The organism is Tautonia plasticadhaerens (assembly GCF_007752535.1).
Lineage (GTDB): Bacteria > Planctomycetota > Planctomycetia > Isosphaerales > Isosphaeraceae > Tautonia > Tautonia plasticadhaerens.
This window is the reverse complement of record NZ_CP036426.1, coordinates 4,625,025-4,641,131: the sequence shown is the minus strand read 5'-3', so window position 1 is coordinate 4,641,131 and position 16,107 is coordinate 4,625,025. Positions and strand designations below refer to the sequence as shown.

Sequence of the window (16,107 nt, the reverse complement as noted above, 5' to 3'; positions counted from 1 at the left end):
TCGGCCGGAACGTGCCGGATCGCCATCGGAGTTCCCCGGCGCGACGAGTTCAAGGAGGGACGACAATGGGCGAACTGATCCGAACCGGCCGCCTCGTTGCGCTGGCCGCGGTGGTCGTCGGGCTCGGGATGGGCACGGCCCGGGCCCGCCCCCAGCAGCAGCAGACGCAGGCCAACGACGGCGTCCCGGGCAATGCCCAGGGGCCGGCCGGGCCGATCCCGCAGCTCTCCATCCGGGCCGTGCCGGCCAACCCGGGCGACCCGATCGCCGTGGTCAACGGCCAGGTCATCTCCCGGGGGAAGCTGGCCGACGAGTGCGTCTCCCGGCACGGCCTGGAGGTGCTCGAGACCCTGATCATGCGGTCGCTGCTCGACCAGGCGATCAAGGCCAAGGACCTCTCCGTCACCGCCGCCGAGGTCGACGCCGAGATCGACCGCAACGCCGCCCGGTCCGGCATCGACCGCGAGGCCTTCCTCCGCGCCCTGGCCAAGGAGCGCAACCTCAGCCCCCGGCAATACGCCGAGTACATCGCCTTCCCCGGCGTCGCCCTCCGCAAGCTGGCCGAGCCCCGCGTGCAGGTCACCGACGAGGACGTCTCCAAGGCCTTCGAGGCCTACTTCGGCGAGAAGCTGGTCGTCCGGATGATCCTGGTCGACACCCTGGCCAAGGCCAAGGACGTCTGGAACAAGGTCCGGGAGAACCCCGGCGGCTTCGCCAAGCTCGCCCAGGAACTCTCGATGGACACCGACTCCGCCCCCATCGGCGGCCTGCTCGCCCAGCCGATCGGCCGACACGCCGAGCCGCTCCAGGTCTCCGATGCCGCCTTCGCCCAGCTCGTCGACGGCGACCCCAACGACTCCGACCCCACCCACAAGCCCAAGGACGGCGACTTCACGGGCCCGATCCAGGTGAGCGAGGCCGCCTGGGTGATCTTCCAGCGCGAGGAGGTCAAGCCCTCTCAGGAGGTCGACCGCGCCGACCCGACCATCGTCGCCCAGATGAAGGCCCAGATCCACGAGGCCAAGGTCCAGGCCGAGATGCAGACGGTCATGGAGGAGCTGTTCCTCCAGTCGTCCGTCGAGAACCACCTCACCGGCCAGGTCAAGCACTCCGGCTCCAAGCAGGCCGAGACGTCGGTTCGCGACGAGGAGGTCTCCCGGGCCCGGATGTCCAGGCCCGACCAGGAGATCCCCGACTCCAAGGCCGTCGAGCAGCTCCGCGCCTACGAGCAGCAAAAGGGAGACCCGGACGCCGAGATCGAGCGTCCCGTCGGCGCCCCCGAGACCCCAGGCCTCCCCGGCTCCTCCCCGGCTCCCGAGTGAGGCGGCCCATCCCGGCCCACCTCTCGTCATGCCCGAATCGATCGAGGGCCGCCCGACCGTTCCACGGTCGGGCGGCCCTCCTGCTTCCCGGGTCCCGCCGGGCCCGGCCGGCCCCGGGCGCCGAGCGTGGCGGCCCGGAGCCCGATGGCGGCCGCCTCCGACGCCCGGTCAGGTGACCGATGCCCGGGGGCAGCCCGCCGGGCCAGGGCACCCGGCGGTCGCCTGTCACCGACCGATCAGTGCCCCCCACGATGGGCCCCGTGGCCCGAGGTCACCCCTTCCATCCGGCCGAAGATCATCCGGCCGGCGCTGGTCTGGAGCACGCTGGTGACGGTGATCCGGACGATGTCGCCCAGGTGCCCGGCCCCCTGCTCGGCCACGACCATCGTGCCGTCGTCGAGGTAGCCCACCCCCTGCCCGGGCTCCTCGCCGCGCTTGATGAGCTTCACCTGGAGCGCCTCGCCGGGCAGCACCACCGGCTTCAGCGCGTTGGCCAGGTCGTTGAGGTTGATGACCTCGACCCCCTGGAGCCGGGCGATCTTGTTCAGGTTGTAGTCGTTGGTCACGACCTTGCCGTCGAGGTGCTTGGCCAGGATCACCAGGCGCTGGTCGACCTCCCGGATGCCGGCCAGCTCGGGAAGCTCAGAGTCGAAGATCCGGATCTCGACGTCGGGCGACTTCTGCAGCCGGTTCAGGATGTCCAGCCCCCGGCGTCCCCGGTTGCGCCTCAGCTTGTCCGAGCTGTCGGCGATCCCCTGCAACTCCTGGAGGACGAACTGGGGGACCACCAGCGGCTGGTCCAGCACCCTCGCCTCGGCCACGTCGGCCACCCGGCCGTCGATGATGACCGACGTGTCCAGCACCAGCGGCTTGGCCCCCTTGACCTCCTTGGAGAACTCCATGTAGGGGATGATGAACCGGAAGTCGTCCTTGGTCTGCAGGAGCGTGCTGACGGTGTAATAACAGATCCCCACCGTGACCAGCGCGAAGATCGCCTGGACGACCCCCGTGGCGGTCCCCCCGCCGAACATGTCGACCGTCGGCTGCAGGGCGAGCTGCAGGAAGAAGCTGAGGATCAGCCCGACGATCAGCCCGAAGTACACCGCGGAGATCGTCTGGATCCGCTTGCGGGGCGTCAGCACGTCGATGACCACGACCAGCGCGGCCAGGCCCATGACGATGGGGAAGATGACGGCGGGGGCCCAGGGCGGGCCTCCCGTGATGGTGGCCAGCCGCGCGGCCAGGCCGCCGGCGACCAGGATGAATACCGCTCGAATCGCGACCAGCAGCATGGTCCGGTGACTCCGAGGTCATCGGTCGCCCGATGCCTTCCCTTGCCTGGGGGTCGCGCCCCGGGGCGGATCGATCGGCTCGATCACCCCGACCCGCCCCCGACCTCGCGCATCCCCTCCCGGTCGAGTTCCGAGACGAGGCGATCGTAGAAGTCCGCCAGCCCCTGGACGATCACCTTCGTCTGGCCGAGCACGGGCATGAAGTTCGTATCCCCATCCCACCTGGGGACGACGTGCCAGTGCAGGTGGCCCGGCAAGCCCGCCCCCGCCGACCGGCCGAGGTTCAACCCGACATTATACCCGTCCGGCTTCAAGAGCCGGTCGAGCACCCCGACCAGCAGCCGGATCGTCTCGACCGGCTCGGCCAGCTCCCCGGCGTCGAGGTCCCCGAGCCGAGCCTGATGAGCCTTCGGGGCGATCAGGAGGTGACCATTATTGTAGGGGTATCGGTTCAAGTAAACGGCCGAGCGGGGTCGGCGCCAGGCCAGCAGATTCCCCCGATCGTCCCCCTCGGCCAGGCCCCGGCAGAGGAAGCAGGCCGCCGCCCCCCCGGAGGGGCGGTCCCCCTGCTCGACATATTGCGCCCGCCAGGGGGCCCAGAGGTGATCCATCGTGACTCGATCCGGCCGGCGACTTCGGTCCCATCCGCCGGCTCGACTGCGGCCGATCGAGACGAGTCTCTCACCCATAGTAACCGGCGATCAGACCCCGATGCGCCCCCCGAATTTTTCCGGAGTCGGGGGCCCTCCCCCGGCTCGCCCCGCCGGGCCGGGGCGATTCGCCCCCGGTCGGCGGGTCGCGGGGCGTCCCCGGCCCGCCCGTGGTCAGCCGAGCAGGCCCCGACGCCAGATTGGGAAGTAGCGGGCCCAGGCCTGGCCGAGGGCCAGGTCGGAGGCGACCAGGGTCAGGAGGCCGTCGCCGGCCTCCCCGGGGGCCGGGCCCGGGAGGTCACGCTCATCCGCGAAGACCAGCAACGCCCCCGCCGGCACGTCGAACTCGCCCCGGGATCGGCGCCCCTCGTCGATCACCCCCCGGGGGATCGACGCCGGCATGCCGTCGACCCGGAGCACCCCCTCGGACCAGGAGACCCGCTGCCCCCCGATGGCCACCACCAACGCCACCCGCCGGGGCCGATCGGGTCGCTCCCGGTCCAACCAGACCCAGTGTCCGGCCTCGGGCCCCCGGCCTTCGAACGCCGAGCGGTTGATCAGGTACCCCCCCCCTTCGGTCCAGGCCGGGCAGGCGAACTGCAGCGCGACCGCCAGGGCCGGGGCGTAGCCGGCCCCCCCCAGCCCCGCCGCGGCCGAGAACCAGGGGGCCCAGGCCCCGAAACCGGGGAAGGCCGCCTGTCGGATCGCGTCGGCCACCGAGGCCGAGTGCGTGAGCGCCGCGAACCCCAGCAGCGCCGCCCCCGGTCCCGTCCCCCAGGCGAAAAGCCCCACCATCATGGCCGAGGCGTACGAACCCGCCAGCACCATTGCTCGGACCCGATCCCCCCTCCTCCACTGCGGCCAGCCCGGGATCACCACCCGCCAGCGGCCCAGGGTCGAGCCGGGGGCGGACCCGGATCCGGGTCCGCCCCCGATCCCCCCCCCGCCGATCTCCCCGGCTCGCCTGGCGATCATGACCACCCCCGCGTGCTCGCACCTTCGACCCGCCGGACGAGTCCGACACTTGTCCGGGAAAGTAACGCCGCCCCGCTCCCCTGTCAAAGGGCGACCGGAGGTGAGGGGCAGCCCTCGGGCCCCCCGACCGGTTATTCGACGCCCGACGGCCGGGATTCATCCCAACCTCGCCAGCCGACCCGCGACCGGAATTGATGACTGGAATCGGCCCTCGTCTCGATCATATAGGAGTCAACGAGAACTCCGACCCCGCCGGGCTCCCTTCGCCGCCGCGTGCTGAACGAAATCGACCGTTGGTCTGCGAGACCCGCCGACCGCCACCCCAAAGGGACAGCCATCGCACGCATTTGCGAATTGATTGAGCCTTCCATCTGAATTCGTCGTACTGAGTGCTACCATGAATTGCTGCCCTCACTCCCACTCGCTATCCTCCCGGCTCGACCACAACTTCGGTCATCCCGGGGCGGCCCCTCGGCTTCGCATCGAACACCGGGCCGCCCCGATTTCGACCCGCCGGGTTTACGGAGCGAACCCATTTCCTCCCGCCATGATCGCCACATCCCTCGAACTCCAAAGGGGTTGTAGATCGGGCATCCGGGCAGTCCCTGGCGCACCGGCCGCACCGGTCCCGGATCCATGGCCGAGCCGAGGGACCGCGACGCATCGGATGGATAACGCATTTCCCCTCCGCGAGACGAACCCGAATCGGTCAGGGCGTTCGACGGAACGAACCCATTTCCCTAGGGGTCGACTTGCCAGAACGGATGTTCTTCAAAAGGTTTGTGGCGTCTTACTCGGGGGTCGCCCTGGGCGCACCGAGCCCCCCCGGGGGCCGCGATCCGTTGGGACGTGGCCCGGCCGTGCCGAGTCCACGCGAAGACGGCCGCGACGACGACCGCGTCAGGACGTCCGGGTCGGTCCGCGGGTGGGCCTGGCTCCCGGATCCCGGGCTCGGCCGGGGGCCGCGGCGAGACGCGGATCGACCGCGCCGGGCGAGTCCGATGGAAGTCCTTGACGGTGCGGAGCCTATCGCTAAGATGGTAGACCTGGACTCACCGGACCCGCACGCCTGATTCACACGCCTTACACGCGCGATCCTTAGAATGGATGGGTCGCACTCCGACCTCGCGAGGCGTCGTGCCATCGTTCCCGCACCCCCGAGGAGGTGCACGGGGTTGCGGTCGCTCCCGATCGCCCCGGCTTGACCTTCCCCCATCTTCCTGTTGAGGGGCCCCGCCCCTCGATGCTGAGGCTCCATCGGCCCATGGATAATCTCCGCGACCTCCGAAATATCGGCATCTCGGCGCACATCGACTCCGGGAAGACCACCCTGACCGAGCGGGTCCTCTACTACGCCGGAAAGATCCACAAGATCGAGGACGTCCGCGGCGGCGGCGACGGCGCCAAGATGGACCACATGGAGCTGGAGAAGGAGCGGGGCATCACGATCACCTCGGCCGCCACCACGGTGGCCTGGAAGGATCACAAGATCAACATCATCGACACCCCCGGCCACGTCGACTTCACCGTCGAGGTGGAGCGGTCGCTCCGGGTGCTCGACGGCGCCGTGCTGGTCGTCACCGCGGTGGAGGGGGTGCAGTCGCAGACGCTGACCGTCGACCGGCAGATGAAGCGGTACGGCGTCCCCCGGCTGGTCTTCATCAACAAGATGGACCGCACCGGGGCCAACCCGCAGAAGGTCATCGAGACCGTCGAGCAGAAGCTCGGGCTGACGGCCGTGCCGCTCCAGCTGCCGATCGGCCTGGAGATGAACTTCGAGGGGATCGTCGACCTGCTGAGCATGGAGGCCGTCTACTTCGACGGCGAGAAGGGCGAGACGGTCCGCCGGGAGCCGATCCCCGAGGCCCTGGTCGAGGTGGCCAGGCAGCGCCGCCAGGGGATGCTCGAGGCGCTGTCGCTCTACTCCGACGAGCTGATGACGATCCTGCTCGAGGAGGAGGAGCCGCCGATGGACCTCATCCTCAAGATCCTCCGGGAGGCCACCGTCGCGCAGCAGATCGCCCCGGTCCTGATGGGCACCGCCTACAAGAACAAGGGCATCCAGCCGCTGCTGGACGCGATCGTCAACTTCCTCCCCAGCCCGCTGGACCGCGACGTGAAGGCCCGGGACAACCTCGACGAGCAGGCCGAGGTCGTCCTCCAGCCGAAGGACGACGAGCCGATGGTCGCCATGGCCTTCAAGCTCGTGGAGGAGCCCTTCGGCCAGGTCACCTACATGCGGATCTACCAGGGGATGCTCAAGAAGGGCGAGTTCTATTACAACACGCGGTCCGGCAAGCGGGCCCGGATCAGCCGGATCCTCCGGGTCCACTCGGACGAGCGGGAGGACATCGAGGCGGCCGGGGCCGGCGATATCGTCGCCGTGATGGGCATCGATTGCGCCACCGGCGACACGTTCTGCTCCGAGGGGATCAACTACTCGCTGGAGAGCATCTACGCCGCCGAGCCGGTGATCGACCTGTCGATCATCCCCAACAAGCGGGCGGACTACGACAAGCTCTCCAAGGCCCTGAATCGCTTCATGCGCGAGGACCCGACCTTCCGCGTGCACGTCGACCATGAGACCAGCGAGACGATCATCTCCGGCATGGGCGAGCTGCACCTGGAGATCTACGTCGAGCGCATCCGCCGCGAGTACAAGGTCGACTGCACCATCGGCCAGCCGAAGGTCAGCTACCGCGAGGCGCCCACCAAGGAGACGCCGTACAACTACACCCACAAGAAGCAGACCGGGGGCTCGGGCCAGTACGGCAAGGTCGTCGGCAAGCTGATCCCCCTGGAGGAGCCCTTCGAGGACCCCTTCGAGTTCGAGAACAACGTCACCGGCGGCCGGATCCCCGGCGAGTACATCCCGGCCATCGAGAAGGGCTTCCGCCGCGGCCTGGTCAAGGGCCCGCTGGCCGGCTACGAGGTCATCGGCGTGAAGATGGCCCTGGACGACGGCGCCTATCACGACGTCGACTCCTCGGCCATGGCCTTCGAGATCTGCGCCTTCGACGCCTTCCGGGAGACCTTCCGCAAGGCCGACCCGGTGCTGCTGGAGCCGATCATGAAGGTCGAGGTCGAGTGCCCGATCGAGTTCCAGGGCCCCGTCTCCGGCCAGGTCTCCTCGAAGCGCGGCATCATCACCAACACCGAGGCCCGCGAGGGCTTCGTGGTGATCTACGCCGAGGTGCCCCTCTCGGCCATGTTCGGCTACTCCAACGACCTCCGCTCCATGACCCAGGGCAAGGGCACCTTCAGCATGGAGTTCTACAAGTACCAGCGCGTGCCTTCCAGCCTCCAGGACGAGATCATCAAGAAGGCCCAGGAGGACGCCAGGGAGGCCGCCAAGGCCTGACGTCCGCTCCCGGAATTCCCCTGTGTTGATGGACTCGACGCCCGGGCCGGTCGCCCCGACCGCCCCGGGCGTTTCCGTCCCCCCGGGGGGGCCGCTTGACCGGGAGGGGCCCGTGCCCGATGATCCCGTCGATCCGCCGCCCCGGACCCGGGAGCCTCCCATGCGCCGACGACCCGCCCCGACGCCGGCCCTGTTGCTGGCCGCCGTCCTGCTCGCCTCCTGCGGGGGGGATCCGGCCGGTCGCGGCCGGACCGGGGAGCCGGAGGGCCTGCTGCTCTCCGGGGGGGCCTCGCCGGTCGCCGACGGGGAGGTCCCCGAACCCGTCATCTCCCGATCCGTTTACGTGCCGATCTATTCCCACATCTACCTCGACGACCCCGAGCAGGCCTACCCGCTGGCGTCGACCCTGAGCATCCGGAACACCGACCCGGATCGGCCGCTGTTCCTGGCGTCGATCCGTTACATCGACACCGACGGATCGGAGGTCCGCGACTACCTCTCCCGGACGCTGAGGCTCGCCCCGCTGGCGACGGCGGAGGTGGTGGTCCGGGAGCGGGACCTTTCCGGCGGGTCGGGGGCGAACTTCGTCGTCGACTGGGCCGCCGACGGGCCGGTCAGCCGCCCGGTGGTCCAGTCGGTGATGATCGGCTCGGCGGGCAACCAGGGGATCTCGTTCGTCTGCGAGGGCTCGGAGATCGTCCGGCTGCCCGCCGACCCGGCGCCGCGATAAACGCACGCACGCATCTTTGTCATGGGTTGGTGTTTCCCCCGGGCCATTGACAGGCATCGGCCCCGCGGGGATAACGGGGGCTCCAATCTGAAGGCCCCTCGGCGGCCTCCACGTCCGGGCCGCCTCCCGGCCGGCGCGATCGGATCGCGTCGCCGAGTGCCCGTAGCCTCCTCTCGCGTACCCTTCCGGATCGATCGGTGCCGCCCCGCGGTCTCGTGCCCGCGCGTCCGGCGTATAGCCTGTCCTCTACCCGATCTCGGAGACGCACCATGTCGAGCGAACGCCAGAACCCCGTCGATCCGACCGGCCCGTCCGCCGTCCCGAGGGGTGCCTTGCTCTGCGGCATCATGGCCATGTCCGGGTTCGTCCTCTACCAGGGCCCGTCGCTCTGGGACGAGGTCTCCGCCCTGAAGCAAGAGGTCTCCTCCAGCCGGGACAATGCCGTCGTCGGCTATGTGGGGATCAGCCCCAACCCCTCGGCCGCGCAGCCCCCGGGCGAGTGGTTCCGGGTCGAGGGGGAGCGGCTCAGGCTCTGGGGCGGTTGGCACCCCGTGCAGGGTCACCGGTGGTTCCTGGCCCAGGTCGGCGACCTGGACCGCTCGAAGATCGACAAGTCGATCGGCCGGGACCTGTTCCAGGGGGTCGACGTCCCGGTGGTGGAGACCGACGGCGGGCCGATCTCGGGCCGGATCCCCGACGGCCACGACGTCGACGGGATGGTCTATCACGGCCGGCCGTGCGCCTACCCGGTCCTGGTCCTGGACAAGGTCCTGGTGGTCAACGACGAGGTCGACGGGGTGCCGCTCCTGATCCTCTTTACCCGGAGTCCGGGCGGCGGCGGCTCTCCCGTCTTCGAGGCCACCGTCGACGGCCGTCGCATGGTCCTCGGCTTCAGCGGCTACCGCTACGAGGGGCTCCCCCTGCTCTACGACCGGGAGCACGAGGGGCTCTGGATCGAGCGGGAGCAGGGGATCGTCTCCCTGTCCGGCCCCGACCGAGGGCGGGTCCTCCGGCGGGTCGGCCGCCTGGATCGGATGAGCTGGCGGGACTGGTCCCGACGACACCAGCAGACCCGGGTCCTCGTCGGGGCCGACCGATCCCCCGAGGCCACGGCACTCTGAGCACCAAAGGCCGCCCCGCCGCCCTCCCGGTCCTCGCCGATCGGGCGGGCGGCGTCACCCCGACGGGCACCGGGGCCCCCCCCGATCGCCCCCGGGGGCGACGCAACCCGCCGGCACCTTGACGGGCCGGCCCCTGCTCGTTAAGCTATGCCGCTTCATGGGCTTACGCTTCGAACTCGCCGATCCCGGGCGGCTCGGTCCTCGCGTGCGGACCAGGAGGCCCTCGCGTCGGCGACCCAGGGTGAACCGGGAGCGACCGCATCCGATGTCCGACCCCCAGAAGTACGTCTACTCCTTCGGCGGCGGTGAGGCCGAGGGCACGGCCAAGATGAAGGAACTGCTCGGCGGCAAGGGGGCCAACCTCGCCGAGATGAGCTCGATCGGCATCCCCGTGCCTCCCGGCTTCACGATCACGACCGAGGTCTGCGACCTCTACTACAAGAACGAGAAGACGCTGCCCGAGGGCCTCACCTCCCAGGTCGAGAAGGCCCTGGCCCGGATGGAGGCCGAGTACGGCTCGAAGCTCGGGGATCCGTCCAACCCGCTGCTCGTCTCGGTCCGATCCGGCGCCGCCATGTCGATGCCGGGCATGATGAACACGATCCTCAACCTCGGCCTCTCCGACGCCTCGACCGAGGGCCTGGCCAGGAAGACCGACAACCCCCGATTCGCCTACGACGGCTACCGCCGGCTGATCGACATGTTCGGCTCCGTCGTCATGGGGGTCGACCACGAGCACTTCGAGCACGAGCTGCAATCGCTCAAGGACCAGAAGGGCGTCAAGCTCGACACCGAGCTGAAGGCCGACGACCTGAAGGAGCTGGTCAGGCGCTACAAGGCCGTCTACGAGAAGGCCGTCGGCACCGGCTTCCCGCAGGACCCGATGGAGCAGCTCTGGAAGGCCGTCGAGGCCGTCTTCCGCTCCTGGATGGGCAAGAAGGCGATCGACTACCGCCGGATCGAGAAGATCTCCGGCCTGAAGGGGACCGCCGTCAACGTCCAGGCGATGGTCTTCGGCAACACCGGCACCACCTCCGGCACCGGCGTCGCCTTCACCCGGGACCCGAACACCGGCGAGAACGAATTCTACGGCGACTTCCTGATCAACGCCCAGGGCGAGGACGTCGTCGCCGGCATCCGCACCCCGGAGCACATCGCCGACCTCGAGAAGGAGATGCCGGCGGTCTACACGCAGCTCCTGGAGATCCGGCAGACGCTGGAGACCCACTACAAGGAGATGCAGGACATCGAGTTCACGATCCAGGACGGCACCCTCTACATGCTCCAGACCCGGACCGGCAAGCGGACCGGGACGGCCGCCGTCAAGATCGCCGTCGACATGGCCAAGGAGGGCCTGATCGACGAGAAGACCGCCGTGCAACGGGTCAACCCCGACAGCCTCAACCACCTGCTGCTGCCCCAGCTCGACCCCAAGGCCGACGCCAAGCCCGCCGCCCGGGGGATCGCCGCAAGCCCGGGCGCCGCCTGCGGCAAGGTGGTGCTCACCGCCGAGGAGGCCGTCCGGCAGCGCGAGGCCAACCCCAAGGTCCCGCTGATGCTGGTCCGCAAGGAGACCAGCCCCGAGGACGTCGCCGGCATGGACGCGGCCGTCGGCATCCTCACCTCCACCGGCGGCAAGGCCAGCCATGCCGCCGTCGTCGCCCGCGGCTGGGGCAAGCCCTGCATCGTCGGCTGCGAGGCCGTCCGGATCAACGAGAAGGCCGGCGAGATCAGCGTCAACGGCACCGCCGTCAAGGCGGGCGACTTCCTGACGATCAACGGCACCACCGGCGACGTCATGATCGGCGAGGTCCCCACCATCCCGCCGAAGATGGCCGGCGACTTCGCCGTCCTGATGGAGTGGGCCGACAAGTACCGCACCCTGAAGATCCGGACCAACGCCGACAACCCCAAGGACTCGGCCAAGGCCCGGGAGTTCGGCGCCGAGGGGATCGGCCTCTGCCGGACCGAGCACATGTTCTTCGAGGGCCAGCGCATCGTCGACATGCGCAAGATGATCCTCGCCGACACAGAGGCCGACCGCCGCAAGGCCCTCGACGGCCTGGAGCCCTATCAGCGCGACGACTTCATCGGCATCTTCGAGGCGATGGCCGGCCTGCCCGTCACCATCCGCCTGCTCGATCCGCCGCTCCACGAGTTCCTGCCGCATGACGAGACCGGGCAGAACGAGGTCGCCAAGCAGCTCGGCCTCGACGTGCAGAAGGTCAGGGACCGCGTGGAGTCGCTGCACGAATCCAACCCCATGCTCGGCTTCCGGGGCTGCCGGCTCGCGGTCCGCTACCCCGAGATCCTGGAGATGCAGGTCCGCGCGATCATCGACGCCGCCATCGCCGTCAAGAAGAAGGGGATCGAAGTCCTGCCCGAGATCATGATCCCGCTGGTCGGCACCGTCGAGGAGATGGCCCTGCTCAAGGCCGAGACGGAGCGGGTCTGCAAGGAGACGATCGCCAAGGCGGGCACCGAGGTCGCCTACCTCATCGGCACCATGATCGAGGTCCCCCGGGCCGCGCTCACCGCCGACAAGATCGCCGAGCACGCCGAGTTCTTCTCCTTCGGCACCAACGACCTGACCCAGATGACCTTCGGCTACAGCCGGGACGACATCAAGTCGTTCATGGGCAGCTACCTGGAGAAGAAGATCCTACCCGAGGATCCCTTCGCCTCGCTGGACGAGAGCGGCGTCGGCCAGCTCGTGTCCATGGGGGTCGAGAAGGGCCGGGCCTCCCGCAAGGCCGCGACCGGCGACCACCTGAAGATCGGCATCTGCGGCGAGCACGGCGGCGACCCGGCCAGCGTGGCCTTCTGCCACAAGGTCGGGCTCGACTACGTCTCCTGCTCTCCCTTCCGGGTCCCGATCGCCCGGCTCGCCGCCGCCCAGGCCGCCATCAACATGGGCGCGACCGTCTCCCGAGACCGCTGACCGGTTCGGGCCCGTCGGGCCGCCTCCTCCCGGGGATCGGCCCGACCGGGCCCCGAAGTCGCCCCGATTCGCCGATCGATTCCCGGGAACCATCGTCCCGCCAGGCACGTCCAAGCACCGCCCCCGTCGTCGGCCACCGGCCGCCCGGGGGCGGTGTCGTTTCCGGGCATCGTCCCGGGGCGAGGGGCCGGCGATGCCTGGTGGACGCTTGCGTCGCGCCCCCCGGCATGCTAGCTTCATGCCGATCCATTCTGCTCATTTCGGTCTTCCGATCGACGCCCGGGAATCGCTCGACATTGCCTTGTTCCCGATCCTCCTCAATCATGGCCGGGGCCCCTCCGGCCGATTCCCGGAACTGATGTCCCGGCCCCCTCGGGCCCCGTCCCGATCGCACGTCGCCGTGCGCCCGGCGGGATCGCGCCGTCTCCCCCGACCGCGTCCCGGCCGGACGCCCTGCCGTCCGGAGTCCCTACGACATGGCCAAGCAGACCAAGGACTGGACCGACATCCTCGTCAAGCGAGGCATCGTCGGCGCCGATCAGATCGTCGAAGCCCGGGGCATGAGCGGCACCGTCGAGGAGTCGCTCGTCCGGCTCGGCTACGCCGAGATCGAGGACATCACCAGGGCCAAGGCCGAGCAGAACGGCCTGGACTACGTCGACCTGCACGAAATCGAAATCCCCCCGCAAATCGTCGAGCTCGTCCCCGAGTCCCTCGCGCGCGAGAATGTCGTCATGCCGCTCGCCCAGGAGGGGGGCGCCATCAAGGTCATCATGCATGACCCCATGGATTTCGAGACGCTCGACAAGCTCCGGTTCGTGCTCAACCGGGAGATCAGCATCGCCCTGGCGCCGCGGGAGGCGATCGTCGAGGCGATCAACCGCTACTACGGCAGCGCCACGTCGGAGTCGGAGTCGGTCGACTCGATGCTCCAGGAGTTCACCGACACGGCGATCGACTACGCCGACGACGTGATGTCCGGCAAGGGGGTGGGGGGATCCGAGGAGGACGACAGCGCCCCGGTCATCCGCCTGGTGAACCTGCTGCTGGAGAAGGCCGTCCAGATGCGGGCCTCGGACATCCACATCGAGCCCTTCGCCGACCGGATCCGGATCCGGTACCGGATCGACGGCGTCTGCCAGGAGATCGAGAACCCCCCCCGGCGGCTGCTCGGCCCGATCATCAGCCGGCTGAAGATCATGGGGTCGATCGACATCGCCGAGAAGCGGCGTCCCCAGGACGGCCGGATCAAGGTCCACGTGGCGGGCAAGGACATCGACCTCCGGGTCAGCGTCCTGCCGACCAACCACGGCCAGTCGATCGTCATGCGGATCCTGGACCGGGACAACATCAAGGTCAGCCTCCGCGACCTCGGCTTCGGCGAGGAGGACTTCAAGCGCTACCAGAACCTCATCAAGCGGCCCAACGGCATCCTCCTGGTGACCGGGCCGACCGGGTCGGGCAAGACGACCACCCTGTACGCCTCGCTCAACGAACTGAACCGGCCGGACGTGAAGATCATCACGGCCGAGGATCCGGTCGAGTACTACCTGCCCGGGATCAACCAGTGCGAGGTCAAGGCCCGGATCGGGATGACCTTCGCGCGGATCATCCGGGCCATGCTCCGGCAGAATCCGAACATCCTGCTCGTGGGGGAAATTCGGGACGAGGAGACGGCGAATACCGCCATCCAGGCCTCACTGACCGGACACCTGGTTTTCAGTACGCTGCATACGAACGATGCGCCCAGTGCCTTGACACGCCTGGTCGATATCGGTGTTCAGCCGTTCCTGGTGGCCAGCTCCATCATCGGGATCATGGGGCAGCGGCTCGTCCGCAAGGTCTGTCCCAAGTGCAAGGCGAAGTACGAGCCGCCGGCGCACCTGCTCCAGAGCCTCGGCATCCGACCGGAGATCGCCGCGAAGGCCAATTTCACGCGCGGCAAGGGCTGCGGGAATTGCAACAAGACCGGATACCGGGGCCGCCTGGCGATCTACGAGCTGATGATGATGTCCAGCCAGATCCGCGAGATGACGTTCAAGGGGGAGTCGACGCAGGCGATCCGCAAGGTGGCCCGGAAGCAGGGGATGCGCACGCTGTTCGAGGACGGGATGATCAAGGCCCTCAAGGGGATCACCACCATCGACGAGGTGCTCCGGATCACCCACCACGAGGCCGCGGGCTGAGCCCCGGGCCCCCGGGCCGCCTCCTCGTCCCCCCGGGCGAGGGGGCCGGCATGCCCAGCCCCGACGAGGCCGGCAGCGGGGGCCTCGGCCCCCGCTGCCGGATTCAACTCCCGGGGATCCGGCGTGTTCCGGCTGCCGAACGGATCCGGCGGACGCTTGATCCTCGGGAGCGAAGTCGCGAATAATCGGGGTGGCCCGGTTCGAGGGTCCTCCCGTCGCAAGTCTCCGTCAGTCGTCAGTCTTCATCCAGACAGCTGGGTTTCGAGACAGAGTCAAGCCCCGGCCAGAAGGCCCGGGGCTCGTCCCATTTTCTCCGGGCGGGAGGGACCACGCGACCATGGGCACGCTGCTGATCGACAAGCTGCTCCAGACGGTCTGCACCCAGAAGGCCAGCGACCTGCACCTGACCGTCGGCAGCCCGCCGATGCTCCGCCTGCATGGTCACATGAGGCCCCTGGCGACCAAGGTGCTCGAGGCGCCGGACACGGTCGCCCTGATGAAGAGCATCACCCCCGAGCGCTGCCAGCAGGAGCTGCAGGAGGTCGGGGGGACGGACTTCGGCTTCGCCTTCGGCGAGATGGCCCGATTCCGGGTGGCGGTCTTCAAGCAGCGCGGCAACATCGGCCTGGTGCTGCGGCGGATCCCGAACGAGTTCCTGACCTTCGAGCAGCTCGGGCTGCCCTGGATCATCGAGGAATTGATCCAGCGCCCCCGGGGGCTGATCCTGGTCACGGGTCCGACCGGCTCGGGCAAGACGACGAGCCTGGCGTCCATGATCAACTGGATCAACAACAACATGGACCGCCACATCATCACGATCGAGGACCCGATCGAGTACTTCCACAAGCACAACAAGTCGCTGGTCAACCAGCGCGAGATCGGCATCGACGTGCCGGACTTCCCCGAGGCGATCAAGCGGGCCCTGCGGATGGACCCGGACATCATCCTCGTGGGCGAGATGCGCGACCTGGCGACGATCTCCGCGGCGATCACCGCGGCCGAGACCGGGCACATCGTCTTCGGCACGCTGCACACCAACTCGGCCGAGGGGACGGTCAACCGGATCATCGACGTGTTCCCGAAGGAGCAGCAGGACCAGATCCGCACCCAGCTCTCGGTGGCGATCATCGGCATCCTCGCCCAGTCGCTGCTGCCGCGCAAGCCCAAGGGGCTGGTGGCGGCCTACGAGTGCCTGGTGGTCACGCCGGCCATCGCCAACCTGATCCGGGAGAACAAGACGTACCGGATCGACTCGTCGATCCAGACCGGCCGCAAGCACGGCATGATCCTGATGGACGACTCGCTGTTCAACCTCTGGCGCCAGGGGCTCGTCGAGGAGAACGAGATTATCTACAAGGCCCGCAAGTCCCAGGAGCTGCGGGAACGGATCGAGCTGGCCAAGAAGGGCATCTTCGACGAGGCGGGCGAGGAGGAAGAGGAGGAGGAGCCGGCCAAGAAGCGCTGAGCGTCCTCCCCATCTCATCCCCGTCCCGTCCCGTCCCGTCCCCCCGCCCCAGCCTGAAGGTGAC

At 68.9% G+C, this 16,107-nt stretch carries 10 protein-coding genes; 7 read left to right on the top strand and 3 right to left on the bottom strand.

Annotated elements, in window-relative coordinates:
- The first annotated feature begins 65 nt into the window (after window positions 1–65).
- Entirely contained in the window at window positions 66–1,322 is a 1,257-nt protein-coding gene (locus ElP_RS18645; protein ID WP_145271837.1) for a peptidylprolyl isomerase, read from the top strand.
- Between the two features lie 236 nt (window positions 1,323–1,558).
- Here the strand turns inward: ElP_RS18645 and ElP_RS18640 are convergent, their stop codons facing one another.
- The 3 genes from ElP_RS18640 to ElP_RS18630 form a co-directional block, all read right to left on the bottom strand.
- A complete protein-coding gene (locus ElP_RS18640; RefSeq protein ID WP_145271835.1) occupies window positions 1,559–2,614 on the bottom strand; it encodes a PIN/TRAM domain-containing protein in 1,056 nt (351 codons plus the stop codon).
- 83 nt (window positions 2,615–2,697) lie between these two features.
- On the bottom strand, window positions 2,698–3,225 hold the full coding sequence (locus ElP_RS18635) for an HIT family protein (protein ID WP_145271833.1): 528 nt from the start codon (window positions 3,223–3,225) through the stop codon (window positions 2,698–2,700).
- Between the two features lie 213 nt (window positions 3,226–3,438).
- Window positions 3,439–4,239, bottom strand: coding sequence for a S26 family signal peptidase (locus tag ElP_RS18630; protein WP_145271831.1), 801 nt, complete (start codon window positions 4,237–4,239; stop codon window positions 3,439–3,441).
- Between the two features lie 1,264 nt (window positions 4,240–5,503).
- On the opposite strand from ElP_RS18630, the gene fusA reads away from it, so the two are divergent.
- The 6 genes from fusA (at window position 5,504) to ElP_RS18600 (ending at window position 16,043) form a co-directional block, all read left to right on the top strand.
- Entirely contained in the window at window positions 5,504–7,600 is a 2,097-nt protein-coding gene (gene fusA / locus ElP_RS18625) for an elongation factor G (protein ID WP_145271829.1), read from the top strand.
- Window positions 7,601–7,760: 160 nt separating this feature from the next.
- Window positions 7,761–8,330 (top strand): DUF3124 domain-containing protein, encoded by a 570-nt coding sequence (locus ElP_RS18620; RefSeq protein ID WP_145271827.1) that lies wholly within the window; start codon window positions 7,761–7,763, stop codon window positions 8,328–8,330.
- Between the two features lie 269 nt (window positions 8,331–8,599).
- Complete coding sequence (locus ElP_RS18615) at window positions 8,600–9,451, top strand: DUF3179 domain-containing (seleno)protein (RefSeq protein ID WP_145271825.1); 852 nt, start codon at window positions 8,600–8,602, stop codon at window positions 9,449–9,451.
- Window positions 9,452–9,716: 265 nt separating this feature from the next.
- A complete protein-coding gene (gene ppdK / locus ElP_RS18610) occupies window positions 9,717–12,392 on the top strand; it encodes a pyruvate, phosphate dikinase (protein ID WP_145271823.1) in 2,676 nt (891 codons plus the stop codon).
- 476 nt (window positions 12,393–12,868) lie between these two features.
- Window positions 12,869–14,578 (top strand): GspE/PulE family protein, encoded by a 1,710-nt coding sequence (locus tag ElP_RS18605; protein WP_145271821.1) that lies wholly within the window; start codon window positions 12,869–12,871, stop codon window positions 14,576–14,578.
- 337 nt (window positions 14,579–14,915) lie between these two features.
- Window positions 14,916–16,043 carry a type IV pilus twitching motility protein PilT gene (locus ElP_RS18600; RefSeq protein WP_145271819.1) on the top strand — a complete coding sequence of 376 codons (1,128 nt, stop codon included), beginning with the start codon at window positions 14,916–14,918 and terminating at the stop codon, window positions 16,041–16,043.
- The last annotated feature ends 64 nt before the right edge of the window (window positions 16,044–16,107 follow it).

Coding starts and splice junctions, on each gene's coding strand:
- ElP_RS18645 (WP_145271837.1), top strand. CDS start 66: ATGGGCGAACTGATCCGAACCGGCCGCCTCGTTGCGCTGGCCGCGGTG.
- ElP_RS18640 (WP_145271835.1), bottom strand. CDS start 2,614: ATGCTGCTGGTCGCGATTCGAGCGGTATTCATCCTGGTCGCCGGCGGC.
- ElP_RS18635 (WP_145271833.1), bottom strand. CDS start 3,225: ATGGATCACCTCTGGGCCCCCTGGCGGGCGCAATATGTCGAGCAGGGG.
- ElP_RS18630 (WP_145271831.1), bottom strand. CDS start 4,239: ATGATCGCCAGGCGAGCCGGGGAGATCGGCGGGGGGGGGATCGGGGGC.
- fusA (WP_145271829.1), top strand. CDS start 5,504: ATGGATAATCTCCGCGACCTCCGAAATATCGGCATCTCGGCGCACATC.
- ElP_RS18620 (WP_145271827.1), top strand. CDS start 7,761: ATGCGCCGACGACCCGCCCCGACGCCGGCCCTGTTGCTGGCCGCCGTC.
- ElP_RS18615 (WP_145271825.1), top strand. CDS start 8,600: ATGTCGAGCGAACGCCAGAACCCCGTCGATCCGACCGGCCCGTCCGCC.
- ppdK (WP_145271823.1), top strand. CDS start 9,717: ATGTCCGACCCCCAGAAGTACGTCTACTCCTTCGGCGGCGGTGAGGCC.
- ElP_RS18605 (WP_145271821.1), top strand. CDS start 12,869: ATGGCCAAGCAGACCAAGGACTGGACCGACATCCTCGTCAAGCGAGGC.
- ElP_RS18600 (WP_145271819.1), top strand. CDS start 14,916: ATGGGCACGCTGCTGATCGACAAGCTGCTCCAGACGGTCTGCACCCAG.